The following is a 15,620-nucleotide window of genomic DNA, read 5'->3' on the forward strand; positions in this document are numbered from 1 at the left end:
TTGAACTCTCCGCCGTGCTGCTCACCCATCACCTTGGTCAGCGCCGCCGTCAGCGTCGTCTTACCATGATCAACATGACCGATCGTACCCACGTTTACGTGCGGCTTCGTACGTTCAAACTTTTCCTTGGCCACGACTCTAATCCTCTCCAAAAATCCGATAAATTAAGTGCTATTGAGCCCAGACGACGGTCAAGAGGCCTTCTTGATAACTGCGTCCGCCACGTTGCTAGGCGCCTCGGCGTACTTCTCGAACTCCATCGAGTAGTTCGCGCGACCCTGGGTCGCAGAACGCAGCGATGTCGCGTAACCGAACATCTCGGCCAAGGGCACCTCGGCACGGATGATCTTGCCGGCCGCAGCGTCGTCCATCCCCTGCACCAAACCGCGGCGCCGATTCAGATCGCCCATGACATCACCCATGTATTCCTCGGGCGTAACCACTTCGACCTTCATGATCGGCTCGAGCAGCGCCGGAGAGGCCTTGAGCGCACCCTCCTTGAAACCCATGGAACCGGCAATCTTGAACGCCATTTCCGAGGAGTCGACGTCGTGGTAGGACCCGTCGAACAACGTGACCTTGATATCCACCACCGGATATCCGGCCAGCACACCGTTCTGCATCTGCTCCTGAATACCCTTGTCGACCGCGGGAATGTACTCCCTCGGCACCACACCACCGACAATGGCGTTTTCGAACTCGTAACCGGCACCGGCCTCCCGAGGCTCGATGCGCAGCCAAACGTGGCCGTACTGACCGCGACCACCGGACTGGCGCACGAACTTGCCTTCCTGCTCGACGTTCTTGCGAATGGTCTCGCGATACGCGACCTGCGGGGCACCGACATTCGCCTCGACCTTGAACTCGCGCTTCATGCGATCGACGATAATCTCCAGATGCAGCTCACCCATGCCGGAAATGATGGTCTGCCCGGACTCTTCGTCGGTGCGTACGCGGAACGACGGATCCTCCTGCGCCAGCTTGGAGAGCGCGATACCCATCTTCTCTTGGTCGCTCTTGGTCTTCGGTTCGACCGCGACCGAGATGACGGGCTCAGGGAATTCCATGCGCTCCAGGGTAATCACGTTATTCGTGTCGCACAGCGTATCGCCGGTCGTCACATCCTTCAGACCAACGGCCGCGGCAATGTCTCCCGCACACACTTCCTTGATCTCCTCGCGGGAGTTCGCGTGCATCTGCAGAATACGCCCGACGCGCTCGCGCTTGCTCTTCACCGGATTAAACACGGTGTCGCCGGAATTGATCACGCCAGAGTAAACGCGGAAAAAAGTCAGCGAACCGACAAAGGGGTCGGTTGCGATCTTGAACGCCAGCGCAGCGAACGGCTCGTCGTCGGTGGAATGACGCACCGCCTCGGTTTCTTCGGCGTCGTCCAGATGGCCGCGAATCGCAGGCACGTCGGTCGGACTGGGCATGTAATAGACAACCGCATCGAGCATCGCCTGCACGCCCTTGTTCTTGAACGCCGAACCGCACAGCGTGGGGACGATCTCGTTGGCGAGCGTACGCGTACGCAGCCCCTGACGGATTTCCTCTTCGGACAGATCGCCCTCTTCGAGATACTTCTCCATCAACTCTTCGGAAGCTTCGGCCGCGGCTTCAAGCATCTTCTCGCGCCATTCGGCGCACTCGTCAGCCATATCCGCCGGAATATCCTTGGCCTCATAGGTCATACCCATGTCGGCGTCGTTCCAGAAGATCGCCTGCATGCGGACCAGATCGACCACGCCCTTGAAGTCCTCCTCGGCACCGATCGGCAACTGCACCGGCACCGGGCTGGCGCCCAGACGGGTACCGATCTGCTCGACGACCTTGAGGAAGTTCGCGCCGGCGCGGTCCATCTTGTTGACGAACGCCATGCGCGGCACGTGGTACTTATTGGCCTGACGCCACACGGTCTCGGACTGCGGCTCCACACCACCGACCGCGCAGAACACCGCGCAGGCACCATCGAGCACGCGCAGCGAGCGCTCCACCTCGATGGTGAAGTCGACGTGTCCAGGAGTATCGATGATATTGACGCGATACTCGGGAAACTGACGATCCATGCCCTGCCAGAAGCATGTCGTGGCAGCGGAGGTAATGGTGATTCCCCGCTCCTGCTCCTGCTCCATCCAGTCCATGGTGGCGGCGCCCTCGTGCACTTCGCCAATCTTGTGCGAGACGCCGGTGTAGAACAGGATGCGCTCGGTGGTCGTCGTCTTACCGGCATCGATGTGAGCCATGATGCCGATATTGCGATACCGCTCGATGGGAGTCTTGCGTGCCACGATCAAATTCCTCTGGGTTTACCAGCGATAATGAGAGAAGGCCTTGTTGGCCTCGGCCATGCGGTGCGTATCTTCACGCTTCTTCACCGCACCACCCTTACTTTCCGAGGCGTCCATCAACTCGCCGGCCAGTTTCTGCGCCATCGACTTCTCACCGCGCTTGCGCGCAGCGTCGACCAACCAGCGCATAGCCAGCGCGTTCTGACGCACGGAACGGACTTCGACCGGCACTTGATAGGTAGCGCCACCGACGCGGCGCGACTTGACCTCGACCATGGGTCGCACATTCTCCAGCGCGCCGCCGAGCACCTCAAGCGGATCAACGCCGGACTTGCGGGTCGAGATGTGGTCCAGCGCACCGTAAACGATATGCTCGGCGACCGACTTCTTGCCGCTTTCCATCACGAAGTTGATGAACTTGGCCAACTGCTCGCTGCCGAACTTCGGATCGGGCAACACCTGGCGCTTCGGAACTTCTCTTCTTCTAGGCATGGCGATTCTCTAAATCTGAATCAGAGGGAAACGAATCAGCTCTTGGGCCGCTTCGCACCGTACTTCGAACGGGCCTGGCGGCGGTTCTGCACGCCCTGGGTATCCAGGCTGCCGCGCACCACGTGGTAGCGCACACCGGGAAGATCCTTCACACGGCCGCCGCGGATGAGCACCACCGAGTGCTCCTGCAGATTATGTCCCTCACCGCCGATGTAGCCGCTGACCTCGTAACCATTGGTCAGACGCACGCGCGCGACCTTACGCAACGCGGAGTTCGGCTTCTTCGGAGTCGTGGTGTACACGCGCGTGCACACGCCACGACGCTGCGGACATGCCTCCAGCGCGGGAACGTTACTTTTTTCCCTTTTCTGCTTGCGCGGCTTGCGCACCAACTGGTTGATCGTAGCCATTAAGCGTTTCTCTCCAACCCTTAAAACAAACGACAGGCCGCACAGACGCAGCCTGTCGAAGGACGCGAAATATTAGAGGTCTGTCAAGCGCGTGTCAAGACGCAGCGACGTCACTCCTCCCCGGCGGAACCGATTTCATCAGTTCCGCTCTCCGGCGCTTCCCGCAGCACCGCCATCTCTTCCGTCTCATCGGCCGCATCGCCGGATTCGGCAGCAGCTGCCGCCAACTCCAGCGCGAGCATCTCGCCCATATGTCGTTTGCGGCGCCGCTCCTCATGGAAAGCGAGCCCGGTGCCCGACGGAATCAGGCGACCGACGATGACGTTCTCCTTGAGCCCGCGCAGGTCGTCCTTGCTGCCGCGCACGGAAGCTTCGGTAAGAACACGCGTGGTCTCCTGGAAAGACGCAGCGGAAATGAACGACTCGGTCACCAGCGAAGCCTTGGTGATGCCCAGCAGCACCGATTCGTACTGCGCCGGCTGCTTGCCTTCAGCCATCACGCGGCGGTTCTCCTCCACCAGACGGGAACGGTCAACCTGTTCGCCCTTGAGGAAGCGTGTATCGCCTGCGTCGACGATATCGACCTTGCGCAGCATCTGACGAATGATCGCCTCGATATGCTTGTCGTTGATCTTCACGCCCTGCAGACGGTAGACGTCCTGGATTTCGCGCACGAGGTAGCTGGCCAGCGCCGGAATGCCGCGCAAACGCAGAATGTCGTGCGGGCTGAGTTCGCCCTCGGCGATGACCTCGCCCCGTTCTACCTTTTCACCTTCGAACACGCTGACCTGGCGCCACTTCGGAATCAGTTCCTCGTAGACGTCGCCACCCTCCTCCGTGATCACCAGGCGTTGTTTGCCCTTGGTGTCCTTGCCAAAGGTGATGGTACCGGTGCGTTCGGCGAGAATCGCAGGTTCCTTGGGCTTGCGCGCCTCGAACAGATCCGCGACACGCGGCAGACCACCGGTGATGTCGCGGGTCTTGGACGACTCCTGCGGGATACGCGCGATGACGTCGCCGACGGCCACCGTGTCGCCATCCTCGAGGTTGACGATAGCGCCGGCCGGCAGCACGTAGGTTGCCGGGAGCTGGGTGCCCGGAAGCATCAGATCGTTGCCGTCCTCGTCGATCAGGCGGATCGCCGGACGCAGATCCTTGCCGGCGCTGCCACGCACCTTCGGATCAGTGACCACGGTCGAACTCAAACCGGTGATCTCGTCGACCTGCTTGACTACGGATACGCCGTCGACGAAGTCGAGGAAGCGCGCCTTGCCGTTCATCTCGGTGATGATCGGATGGGTATGCGGATCCCAGTTCGCCACGATGCCACCGGCACTGGTGGCTTCACCGTCCTTGACGCTGATGGTCGCACCGTAGGGGATCTTGTAGCGCTCACGCTCACGCCCCATCTCGTCCACCAGGCCCAGTTCGCCGGAACGTGACACCGCGACCAAATTGCCGTTGTGGTGCTCGACCAGCTTGACGTTGTGCAGACGCACGATACCGGCGGCCTTCACCTGAATGTTGCTGGCTGCCGCCGAACGGCTGGCCGCACCACCGATGTGGAAGGTACGCATCGTCAGCTGGGTGCCCGGCTCCCCGATCGACTGCGCCGCGATGACGCCGACGGATTCGCCGATATTCACCGCATGGCCGCGCGCCAGGTCACGTCCATAGCACATGCTGCAGACGCCATGCAGGGTTTCACAGGTAATCGCGGACCGCACCACCACCTCGTCCACACCAGCTTCTTCGAGGCTATCGCAGAGGGCTTCGTCGAGCAGCGTACCGGCTTCGAGGAGCGTTTCCTCGGTACCGGGCCGCAACACTTCGCGCGCCAGCACGCGCCCCAGCACCCGCTCACGCAGCGGCTCGACCACGTCGCCACCCTCGATGATCGGCGCCATGACGATGCCTTCCTGGGTGCCGCAATCGACTTCGGTGACCACCACATCCTGCGCCACGTCGACCAGGCGACGGGTCAGGTATCCGGAGTTCGCGGTCTTGAGCGCGGTGTCGGCAAGCCCCTTACGCGCGCCGTGGGTTGAAATGAAGTACTGCAGAACGTTCAGGCCTTCACGGAAATTCGCGGTGATCGGTGTCTCGATGATCGAACCGTCCGGCTTGGCCATCAGGCCGCGCATACCGGCGAGCTGACGGATCTGCGCGGCAGAACCACGCGCCCCAGAGTCGGCCATCATGTAGATGGAGTTGAACGACTTCTCGCGCACGGAGTTGCCTTCGGCGTCGATCACGTCGTCGTTGCCGAGCTTGTCCATCATCGCCTTGGCGACCTGGTCATTGGCACGCGACCAGATATCGATGACCTTGTTGTAGCGCTCGCCCTTGGTTACCAGACCGCTGGCATACTGGTCCTCAATGTCGCGCACCTCCTGCTCGGCGCTAGCCAGCAGTTCCGTTTTCTCGTCGGGAACCACCATATCGTTGGCGCCGAAGGACACGCCGGAGCGCGTCGCGTATCGATAGCCGGTATACATCAGGCGATCGGCGAAGATGACGGTCGCCTTCAGCCCCATGCGGCGATAGCAGGCATTGATCAGATTGGAGATCGCCTTCTTCGTGAGATCGCGATCGAACATCTCGAAGGCCATGCCGTCGGGCGCGATCTCGTAGACCAGCGCACGGCCCGCCGTGGTGTCCTTGACCGAAGTGACGGTATCGATCTCGCCGTCCTCGCGCTGAATGCGTTCGGTGATGCGGACCTTCACGCGCGCATGCAGTTCGAGCATGCCCACTTCATAGGCACGGTGCACCTCGGCGACGTCGGCGAACACCATACCCTCGCCACGCGCATTGATGCGCTCGCGAGTCATGTAGTAGAGACCAAGCACAATATCCTGCGACGGCACGATAATCGGCTCGCCGTTGGCCGGCGACAGGATGTTGTTGGAGGACATCATGAGGCTGCGCGCCTCTAGCTGGGCCTCCAGCGACAGCGGCACGTGCACCGCCATCTGGTCGCCGTCGAAATCCGCGTTGAACGCGGCGCAGACCAGCGGATGCAGCTGAATCGCCTTACCCTCGATCAGCACCGGCTCAAAGGCCTGAATACCCAGACGGTGCAGCGTCGGCGCGCGGTTGAGCATGACCGGATGCTCGCGGATCACGTCCTCGAGCACGTCCCAGACCTCGGCGCCTTCGCGCTCGACCAGCTTCTTGGCCGCCTTGATGGTGGTAGCCAGGCCGCGGCGGATCAGCTTGCCGAAGATGAACGGCTTGAACAGCTCCAGCGCCATCTTCTTGGGCAGGCCGCACTGGTGCAGCATCAGCGTCGGGCCGACCACGATGACCGAACGGCCGGAGTAGTCGACTCGCTTGCCGAGCAGGTTCTGGCGGAAGCGGCCCTGCTTGCCCTTGATCATGTCGGCCAGCGACTTGAGCGGGCGCTTGTTGGTGCCGGTGATCGCACGGCCGCGGCGGCCGTTGTCGAGCAACGCGTCGACCGACTCCTGCAGCATGCGCTTCTCGTTGCGCACGATGATGTCGGGCGCGTTCAGCTCGAGCAGACGCTTGAGGCGGTTGTTGCGGTTGATCACGCGGCGGTATAGATCGTTCAGATCCGAGGTCGCAAAACGGCCGCCGTCCAGCGGCACCAGCGGACGCAGATCCGGCGGCAGCACCGGCAGCACGGTGAGGATCATCCACTCCGGCTTGTTGCCCGACTCCAGATAGGACTCGATCAGCTTGAGGCGTTTGGACACGCGCTTGAGCTTGGTGTCCGAGTTCGTCTCGGCCATTTCCTGACGCAGGCGTGCGGCCTCACTCTTGAGGTCCATGCTCTTGAGCAACTCGAGCACCGCCTCAGCACCCATGCGGGCATCGAACTCGTCACCGTGCTCTTCGATCGCCTCGAGGTAGCCCTCGTCGGACAGCAATTGGCAACGCTCGAGCGTGGTCATGCCCGGATCGATGACCACGAAGGCTTCGAAGTACAAGATGCGCTCGATGTCGCGCAGCGTCATGTCCAGCAACAGGCCGATGCGCGAAGGCAGCGACTTCAGGAACCAGATGTGCGCCGTCGGGCTGGCCAGTTCGATGTGACCCATACGCTCGCGGCGCACCTTTGCCTGGGTCACCTCGACGCCGCACTTCTCGCAGACCACGCCGCGGTGCTTGAGGCGCTTGTACTTGCCGCACAGGCACTCGTAGTCCTTCACCGGACCGAAGATCTTGGCGCAGAACAGGCCGTCACGTTCCGGCTTGAACGTACGGTAATTGATGGTCTCCGGCTTCTTCACTTCGCCGTAAGACCAGGAACGGATCAGATCGGGCGAGGCCAGCGCGATGCGAATGCCATCGAAATCGTCCATCTGGCCCTTGGGCTTAAGAATGTTCAGTAGGTCTCTCATATGTACCTGCCTCGAAAGATCAGAGTCATGCCCGGCGTACGGCGCTCATGCGCCGCACACCTCTTCAACGCTTTAGTCCTGCTCAAGCTCGACATCCAGACCGAGCGAACGGATTTCCTTCATCAACACGTTGAAGGATTCGGGCATATTGGCCTCCATGCGGTGATCGCCGTCGACGATGTTCTTGTACATCTTGTTGCGGCCCGCCACGTCGTCCGACTTGACGGTCAGCATTTCCTGCAAGGTGTACGCCGCGCCGTAGGCCTCCAGCGCCCAGACTTCCATTTCCCCGAAACGCTGACCGCCGAACTGCGCCTTACCGCCCAGCGGCTGCTGAGTGACCAGGCTGTACGGGCCGGTCGAACGCGCGTGCATCTTGTCGTCGACGAGATGGTTGAGCTTGAGCATGTGCATGTAGCCCACGGTTACCGGACGCTCGAAAGCGACGCCGGTGCGGCCGTCAACCAGCGTAGTCTGCCCACTCTCGGGCAGATCGGCCAGACGCAGCATGGCGTGGATATCACTCTCGCTGGCGCCGTCGAACACCGGCGTGGCGAGCGGTACACCGGCGCGCAGATTGCTCGCCAGATGCACCACTTCTTCGTCGCTGAACTCGGCCAGATCCACCTTCTGGAATGCATCGTCCGAGTTGTAGATCTTGTCGAGGAAGCCACGCAGTTCGTCGACCTTGGCCTTGGCCTCGATCATACGCGCGATCTTGTGACCCAGACCCTTGGCCGCCCAACCCAGGTGCGTCTCCAGCACCTGCCCGACGTTCATTCGCGAGGGCACGCCCAGCGGGTTGAGCACGATATCGACCGGTTCGCCGTTCTCGGTGTGCGGCATGTCCTCGACCGGAACGATCATCGACACCACACCCTTGTTACCGTGGCGGCCGGCCATCTTGTCGCCCGGCTGCATGCGGCGCTTGACGGCCAGATACACCTTGACCATCTTCAGCACGCCCGGCGCGAGATCGTCGCCCTGGGTGAGCTTGGTGCGCTGCTCGCGCAGCTTGGCGTCGAAGGACTCACGCTGCTCGCTGATCTGCTTGTTCAGCGTCTCGAGCTGCACGTTCACCTCTTCGCTGCGCATGCGGATTTCCGCCCAGCGATCGCGGCCGATCTCGCTGAGATACGCCTTGGTGATCTTGGCGCCGGCCTCCAGCTTGCCGGGGCCGCCCTCGGCGACCTTGCCGGTCAACAGACGCTCAATCCGCGAGTAGACGTCGTTCTCGTAGATACGCAGCTGGTCCGCAAGGTCCTTGCGCACGCGCTCGAGTTCCGTGTCCTCGATCGACTTCGCACGCGAATCCTTCTCCACACCGTCGCGGGTGAACACCCGCACGTCGATCACCGTGCCTTCCATGCCCGAGGGCACGCGCAGCGAGGTGTCCTTCACGTCGGAAGCCTTCTCGCCAAAGATCGCGCGCAGCAGCTTCTCCTCTGGGGTCAGCTGGGTTTCGCCCTTGGGCGTGACCTTGCCGACCAGGATGTCGCCAGGTCGCACTTCCGCGCCGATATAGACGATGCCCGCCTCATCCAGCTTGTTGAGCAGACCCTCGCTGACATTCGGGATATCGGAACTGATCTCTTCCGGTCCGAGCTTGGTGTCACGCGCCACGCAGGTCAGTTCCTCGATGTGGATCGAGGTGAAACGGTCTTCCTGCACTACGCGCTCGGAGATAAGGATGGAGTCCTCGAAGTTGTAGCCGTTCCAGGGCATGAACGCGACCAGCATGTTCTGGCCCAGGGCCAGCTCACCCATGTCCGTGGAAGAACCGTCGGCCAGCGCATCGCCGCGCGCGATCTGATCACCCGGATTGACCAGCGGACGCTGGTTGATGCAGGTGTTCTGGTTCGAGCGCGTGTACTTGGTCAGGTTGTAGATGTCGACGCCGGGTTCGCCGGGAGCGGTCTCGTCGTCGTTAACACGGACAACGATACGCGCCGCGTCCACCGAATCGACCATACCCCCGCGGCGGGCCTTGACGGTCGCGCCGGAGTCCATCGCCACGATACGCTCAACGCCCGTTCCGACGATCGGCTTTTCGGCACGCAGACAGGGCACGGCCTGGCGCTGCATGTTGGAGCCCATCAGCGCGCGGTTGGCGTCGTCGTGTTCGAGGAACGGAATCAACGCCGCAGCGACCGAGACGATCTGCTTGGGCGAGATATCCATGTACTCGATGCGATCCGGGGTGGACATCGCGAACTCGTTCTGATGACGGCAGGAGATCATGTCGTCGACGAAACGGCCCTCGGCGTCCAGGCGCGCATTGGCCTGCGCGATCACGTACTGCGCCTCTTCGATGGCGGACAGATAGGCGATCTCCGCGGTCACCTGCTGATCCACGACCTTGCGGTACGGCGTCTCGAGGAAACCATACTCGTTGGTACGTGCGTACAGCGCCAGAGAGTTGATCAGACCGATGTTCGGACCTTCAGGCGTCTCGATCGGGCAGACACGGCCATAGTGCGTCGGGTGCACATCGCGCACCTCGAAACCGGCGCGTTCGCGGGTCAGGCCGCCCGGCCCAAGAGCCGAGATACGACGCTTGTGGGTGACCTCCGACAGCGGGTTGTTCTGATCCATGAACTGCGACAGCTGCGACGAGCCGAAGAACTCCTTGATCGCGGCAGCCACCGGCTTGGCGTTGATCAGTTCCTGCGGCATCAGGCCTTCACTCTCGGCCACGGTCAGACGTTCCTTGACCGCGCGCTCGACGCGCACCAAACCGACGCGGAAAGTGTTCTCGGCCATCTCGCCGACGCAGCGGATGCGGCGGTTACCGAGATGGTCGATGTCGTCGACCGTGCCATCGCCGTTGCGGATGTCGATCAGCGTCTTTAGGACGTCGAGGATGTCTTGGTTGGTCAGCGTGCCGGAGCCGGTGACCTCTTCACGGCCCACGCGGCGGTTGAACTTCATGCGGCCGACCGCGGACAGATCGTAGCGGTCCTCGCTGAAGAACAGGCTCTCGAACAGATTCTGGGCGGCCTCCTTGGTCGGTGGCTCGCCGGGACGCATCATCCGGTAGATCTCGACCTGCGCCTCGAGTTGCGTGGCGGTCGGATCCAGCGCCAGCGTGCTGGAGATATACGGCCCACAATCCAGATCGTTGGTGTAGATGATCTGGAAGCTTTCCACACCGGCCTCGCTCAGACCGGCCAGCACTTCGCCGTTGAGTTCGGCGTTGGCACGCGCGATCAGCTCACCGGTCGACTCGTCGATCACGTTGTGCGCGAGCACCTTTCCGACCAGGTATTCGGACGGCACTTCAAGCTTGTCCAGGCCGGCTTTTTCCATCTGCCGCACGTGGCGGGCGCTGACCCGGTGGCCAGTCTCGACCAGGACCTTGCCATCGACCACGATGTCGGCGACGGCGGTTTCACCGCGCAGACGCTCCGGCACCAGATCAATGCTGTAGCTGTCTTCGCCGGCGGATTTGACGCCGATCTTCTGGAAGAACACGTCGAGGATCTGCTCATCCTCGTAACCGAGCGCGCGCAACAGCACCGTGGCCGGCAGCTTGCGGCGGCGATCGATACGCACAAACACGCTGTCCTTGGGATCGAATTCGAAATCCAGCCAGGAACCGCGGTAGGGAATCACACGAGCGCTGAACAGCAGCTTGCCTGAGGAATGCGTCTTGCCCTTGTCGTGGTCGAAGAACACGCCCGGCGAGCGGTGCAACTGGGAAACGATAACACGCTCGGTGCCGTTGATAACGAAGGTGCCGTTCTCGGTCATGAGCGGCAGTTCGCCCATGTAGACCTCTTGCTCCTTGACGTCCTTGATGACCTTGGAGCCCGCGGGGGCGTCCTTGTCATAGATCACCAGACGCAGCACCACCCGCAGCGGCGCGGCATAGGTCTGCCCACGCAACTGGCATTCCTTGACGTCGAACACGGGCTCACCGAGCCGATAGCTCACGTAATCGAGAATCACGTGCTCGGAGTAGCTCACAATCGGGAACACCGATTTGAACGCACTGTGCAAGCCCACATCCTGGCGCTCGGTCGACTGAGCGTCGAGCTGCAGGAACTGGCGGTACGAATCGAGTTGCGTCGCCAGGAGATAGGGGACCTCCAGGATTTGGGGCTGTTTGCCGAAATCCTTGCGGATACGCTTCTTTTCGGTGTAGCTGTACGCCATCGCGATTCCTCACTACCAAATCAAGTCTCGGGTCCAGACCGATCCGCCTTGGCCAGAAGCGTTCGGCCGCAGTGCTTGGCACTGCCCCGTTTGACAAACCGGCAATCCATGCCAAAGTGCGGGGCCGGTGGCCCTTATGGCCCGCAACTGCCTGTCCTGTCTTACATATGCGCCCCAGCAACGGACGCAGCGGCGCCTGAGACGCCTACAAACGGGAAAAGGCCGGCAGTGTTTCCACCGCCAGCCGATTCCGGATTACACGTGCGTTCCGCTAGTGCGGACCGTACGCTTACTTGAGTTCGACGGACGCACCCGCCTCTTCAAGCTGCTTCTTGATATCTTCAGCTTCGTCCTTGGAGGCGCCTTCCTTCACGGTCGAAGGCGCGCCTTCCACCATGTCCTTGGCTTCCTTCAGGCCCAGGCCGGTGATGGCACGCACGACTTTGATGACGCCGACCTTATTGCTGCCGAAGCTGCTCATGACCACGTCGAACTCGGTCTTTTCTTCGGCAGCGGCGGCTTCGCCACCACCGGCGGCGGCAGGAGCAGCGGCCACGGCGGCCGCGGCGGAAACGCCGAACTTCTCCTCCATGGCGGAAATCAGGTCAACGACCTCCATCACCGTCATGTTGGAAATCGTCTCGAGGATGTCTTCTTTGGATACAGCCATGTTACTTCTCCAGTCAATAAACCCGAATCAAAACGCGAGATCTCAGGCGGCAGCCTGTTTCTGATCCCGAATCGCAGCCACGGTACGAGTCAGTTTGCCGGGCACCTCGTTAAGGGTGCGGGCAAACTTGTCGAGCGGCGCACGCATCGTCGCCATCAACATACTGATGGCCTGATCGTACGTCGGCAGGCTGGCAAGACGCTCAAGCTCGCTAGCGGGCAGCTTCTGACCACTGACGGCCAGGAACTTAACCACGAGCTTGTCGTTGGATTTGGCGAAATCCTTGAGCACACGCGCCGCCGCGCCCGGATCCTCTTGCGAGAAAGCCAGGACGAGCGGACCGACGAGATCATCGTTCATGCACTCGAATTCGGTACCCTGGAGCGCACGGCGCGCCAGCGTATTCTTCACCACCCGCAGGTACACACCGCCATCGCGCGCCTTACGGCGGAGATCGGTCAGCTGTTCCACGGTCATCCCACGATATTCCGCGGCAACCGCGGAATACGCATCAGCAGCCACCGCAGCAACTTCCGAAACGACGCGCTTCTTGTCTTCCAGATTAAGTGCCACGATTACTCTCCTTACTGCTCGGGGAGGCGGACATCGCCTCGCCGTTTAAGTCACTCCGACGCCGAAGCGGCAGAGCTGCCAACGATGTCCCGAACAGTCGTTCCGACTCGGGTTTCATCGTCTGCGCAGGCGATTCAGCCATTAAGTCCCGAAGGACGCCTGCGGTCTGGGACGACGTACTTCCTTGTACATCCCCTCCGCGACCCCGAAGGGTCGCGAAATTCTATCGCCGCCGCTTACAGTTCCAGCGACGCCTGATCCACACGCACACCGGCACCCATGGTGGACGACACGGTCACGGCCTTGACATAGACGCCCTTGGCGCTGGACGGCTTGGCCTTGATCAGGTCCGCCAACAGCGCATTCAGGTTGCCAATCAGGGCATCGATCTCGAAGTCCGCCTTGCCGATGCTGCAATGAATAATGCCGGCCTTATCGGTGCGGTAACGCACCTGACCGCCCTTGGCGTTCTTCACCGCAGTCGCGACGTCCGGGGTCACCGTACCGACCTTGGGATTGGGCATCAGTCCGCGCGGGCCGAGGATCTGGCCCAACTGGCCGACGACGCGCATCGCGTCGGGGCTGGCGACCACCACGTCGAAATCCAGATTGCCGGCTTTGACCTCTTCAGCCAGGTCGTCCATGCCGACCTTGTCAGCGCCGGCCTCGACAGCAGCCTCGGCGTTCGCGCCCTGCGTGAACACGGCCACGCGGACGGTCTTGCCGGTGCCGTTGGGCAGCACGGTAGAACCACGCACCACCTGATCGGACTTACGCGGATCGACGCCGAGGTTGACGGCAACGTCCACGGACTCGACGAACTTGGCGCCGGCGCCTTCCTTGATCAGGCCCAGAGCCTCGGTCAGCGGATACAGCTTGCCCGGCTCAATGCGCTCACGGATCGCACGAATGCGCTTGCTCAGCTTCGCCATGTCAGACCCCCTCCACGTTCAGGCCCATCGCACGGGCACTGCCGGCGATGGTGCGCACAGCCGCATCCATGTCCGCGGCGGTCAGATCGGGCATCTTGGTCTTGGCGATTTCTTCGAGCTGCTCGCGCGTGACGGTGCCCACCTTGGCGGTGTTCGGCGTGCTGCTGCCCTTCTTCAGACCCAGCGCCTTCTTCAGCAGAATCGACGCCGGCGGCGTCTTGGTGATGAAAGTAAAGCTGCGGTCCGAGTAAACCGTGATGACCACGGGCAGCGGCAGACCGGCCTCAACGTTCTGGGTCTGCGCGTTGAACGCCTTGCAGAACTCCATGATGTTGACGCCGTGTTGACCGAGCGCCGGGCCGACGGGCGGACTGGGGTTGGCCTGTCCGGCCGCCACCTGCAATTTGATGTAACCGGTGACTTTTTTTGCCATTTAGCTCTCCTTCGGGTGCAAGCGCCTCGCGGCTCCCCAATGCTGTGATCGACGCGAAACTAGCGCGTCAAACCTTCTCGACCTGGTGGAAATCCAGCTCGACGGGCGTTGAACGCCCAAAAATCTGAACGGCTACGAGCAGCCGACTCTTGTCGTAGTTGACCTCTTCGACCGCGCCATTGAAGTCGTTGAACGGACCCTCGGTTACGCGCACGACTTCGCCGACCTCGAACAGCACCTTCGGACGTGGCTTCTCGACACCTTCCTGGATGCGATTGAGAATAGCCTCGGCCTCTTTCTCGGTGATCGGTGACGGCTTGTCCGGCGACCCTCCGATGAAGCCCAGCACACGCGGTACGTTGCGAATCAGATGCCAGGTCGCGTCGTTCATGTCCATCTGCACGAGAACGTAGCCGGGGAAAAACTTGCGTTCACTCCTGCGCTTCTGCCCCTCGCGCATCTCCACGACTTCTTCGGTCGGCACCAGAATCTGGCCGAACAGGTCCTGCATCTCGGCACGCTGCACGTGCTCCTCGATAGCTTTCTTGACCTGCTGCTCGAAGCCTGAGTAGGCGTGCACCACATACCAACGCAACATCTCAGCCTCCGTATCCCATCAAATGCTTCACGGCCCAGCCGAGAAACGTGTCCAACAACCACAGCGACAGACCGACCACGACAACCATTGCGATAACGACCAGCGTCACCTGGGTCGTTTCCCCGCGCGACGGCCAGACCATCTTGCGCACCTCGGTGCGCGAGTCGAGCAGAAAACGCCACACGCGCTTGCCAGGCGCGGCGGTCAAAAACACGCCCGCCGCAATACCCGCGACCACCAACAGGCCGAGCACGCGGACCACGAGCATCTGATCGGAGAAGTAATAGAAGCCGACCACCGCTGCAGCCACTAAAACTGCAGCGATGCCGACCTTCAGGGAGTCGAGAGCGCCCCCTGCCGATGCGGCCTTTTCAGCCATGTTATGCCTGTCACCCGAAAACGAGGCGGCCACCACTGCGCCAACCTCTCGTTAGTGGCAGGCCAGGAGGGACTCGAACCCCCAACCTGCGGTTTTGGAGACCGCTGCTCTGCCAATTGAGCTACTGGCCTATATCCTTACGCAACGACGCCGCAGACGAAGGACACACCTTCGCCCGCGGCTCGCCGATCGAACTTACTCGATGATTTTGGACACGACGCCGGCACCGACGGTGCGGCCACCTTCGCGGATCGCAAAGCGAAGACCCTCTTCCATCGCGATCGGCGCAATCAGCGACACCGTCATCGCAACGT

The 15,620-nt window shown here is 61.7% G+C and carries 11 protein-coding genes, 1 tRNA gene and 2 pseudogenes; all 14 read right to left on the minus strand.

Annotation, left to right across the window (positions count from 1 at the left end; translation table 11 throughout):
• Positions 1 to 134, minus strand: a 134-nt coding sequence (locus tag P8014_RS17925) for a GTP-binding protein (RefSeq protein WP_337818324.1), incomplete at its 3' end; no start/stop codon positions are given.
• A 57-nt stretch (positions 135 to 191) separates the two neighbouring features.
• The gene (gene fusA / locus P8014_RS17930) at positions 192 to 2,291 is read right to left on the minus strand and encodes an elongation factor G (protein WP_337818693.1); all 2,100 of its coding nucleotides are present in this window, start codon (positions 2,289 to 2,291) and stop codon (positions 192 to 194) included.
• An 18-nt stretch (positions 2,292 to 2,309) separates the two neighbouring features.
• Entirely contained in the window at positions 2,310 to 2,783 is a 474-nt protein-coding gene (rpsG, locus tag P8014_RS17935; protein WP_337818694.1) for a 30S ribosomal protein S7, read from the minus strand.
• Between the two features lie 35 nt (positions 2,784 to 2,818).
• Positions 2,819 to 3,193: a 30S ribosomal protein S12 gene (gene rpsL, locus P8014_RS17940; protein WP_337818695.1), complete on the minus strand. Its 375-nt coding sequence runs from the start codon at positions 3,191 to 3,193 to the stop codon at positions 2,819 to 2,821.
• Between the two features lie 254 nt (positions 3,194 to 3,447).
• Positions 3,448 to 7,563: pseudogene (gene rpoC, locus P8014_RS17945) on the minus strand (DNA-directed RNA polymerase subunit beta'); the annotation flags it as partial.
• A 72-nt stretch (positions 7,564 to 7,635) separates the two neighbouring features.
• Complete coding sequence (rpoB, locus tag P8014_RS17950) at positions 7,636 to 11,721, minus strand: DNA-directed RNA polymerase subunit beta (protein ID WP_337818696.1); 4,086 nt, start codon at positions 11,719 to 11,721, stop codon at positions 7,636 to 7,638.
• Positions 11,722 to 12,010: 289 nt separating this feature from the next.
• On the minus strand, positions 12,011 to 12,391 hold the full coding sequence (gene rplL / locus P8014_RS17955; RefSeq protein WP_337818697.1) for a 50S ribosomal protein L7/L12: 381 nt from the start codon (positions 12,389 to 12,391) through the stop codon (positions 12,011 to 12,013).
• A 42-nt stretch (positions 12,392 to 12,433) separates the two neighbouring features.
• Positions 12,434 to 12,964 (minus strand): 50S ribosomal protein L10, encoded by a 531-nt coding sequence (gene rplJ, locus P8014_RS17960; RefSeq protein WP_337818698.1) that lies wholly within the window; start codon positions 12,962 to 12,964, stop codon positions 12,434 to 12,436.
• A 236-nt stretch (positions 12,965 to 13,200) separates the two neighbouring features.
• Positions 13,201 to 13,896: a 50S ribosomal protein L1 gene (rplA, locus tag P8014_RS17965; protein WP_337818699.1), complete on the minus strand. Its 696-nt coding sequence runs from the start codon at positions 13,894 to 13,896 to the stop codon at positions 13,201 to 13,203.
• A 1-nt stretch (position 13,897) separates the two neighbouring features.
• A complete protein-coding gene (gene rplK / locus P8014_RS17970; RefSeq protein ID WP_337818700.1) occupies positions 13,898 to 14,329 on the minus strand; it encodes a 50S ribosomal protein L11 in 432 nt (143 codons plus the stop codon).
• A 67-nt stretch (positions 14,330 to 14,396) separates the two neighbouring features.
• Positions 14,397 to 14,927, minus strand: coding sequence for a transcription termination/antitermination protein NusG (gene nusG, locus P8014_RS17975; protein WP_337818701.1), 531 nt, complete (start codon positions 14,925 to 14,927; stop codon positions 14,397 to 14,399).
• 1 nt (position 14,928) lies between these two features.
• Entirely contained in the window at positions 14,929 to 15,306 is a 378-nt protein-coding gene (gene secE, locus P8014_RS17980; RefSeq protein ID WP_337818702.1) for a preprotein translocase subunit SecE, read from the minus strand.
• A 55-nt stretch (positions 15,307 to 15,361) separates the two neighbouring features.
• A tRNA-Trp gene (locus P8014_RS17985) sits at positions 15,362 to 15,437 on the minus strand.
• Between the two features lie 64 nt (positions 15,438 to 15,501).
• Positions 15,502 to 15,620, minus strand: a pseudogene (locus P8014_RS17990) (elongation factor Tu); the annotation flags it as partial.

It is taken from the genome of Acidihalobacter sp. (assembly GCF_037381185.1).
GTDB lineage: Bacteria > Pseudomonadota > Gammaproteobacteria > DSM-5130 > Acidihalobacteraceae > Acidihalobacter_A.

What these genes read in the sequence shown, in the direction of transcription:
- rplL (WP_337818697.1), bottom strand. Translation starts at nt 12,391, where the DNA reads ATGGCTGTATCCAAAGAAGACATCCTCGAGACGATTTCCAACATGACG.
- rpsG (WP_337818694.1), bottom strand. Translation starts at nt 2,783, where the DNA reads ATGCCTAGAAGAAGAGAAGTTCCGAAGCGCCAGGTGTTGCCCGATCCG.
- rplK (WP_337818700.1), bottom strand. Translation starts at nt 14,329, where the DNA reads ATGGCAAAAAAAGTCACCGGTTACATCAAATTGCAGGTGGCGGCCGGA.
- nusG (WP_337818701.1), bottom strand. Translation starts at nt 14,927, where the DNA reads ATGTTGCGTTGGTATGTGGTGCACGCCTACTCAGGCTTCGAGCAGCAG.
- rpoB (WP_337818696.1), bottom strand. Translation starts at nt 11,721, where the DNA reads ATGGCGTACAGCTACACCGAAAAGAAGCGTATCCGCAAGGATTTCGGC.
- secE (WP_337818702.1), bottom strand. Translation starts at nt 15,306, where the DNA reads ATGGCTGAAAAGGCCGCATCGGCAGGGGGCGCTCTCGACTCCCTGAAG.
- rpsL (WP_337818695.1), bottom strand. Translation starts at nt 3,193, where the DNA reads ATGGCTACGATCAACCAGTTGGTGCGCAAGCCGCGCAAGCAGAAAAGG.
- rplA (WP_337818699.1), bottom strand. Translation starts at nt 13,896, where the DNA reads ATGGCGAAGCTGAGCAAGCGCATTCGTGCGATCCGTGAGCGCATTGAG.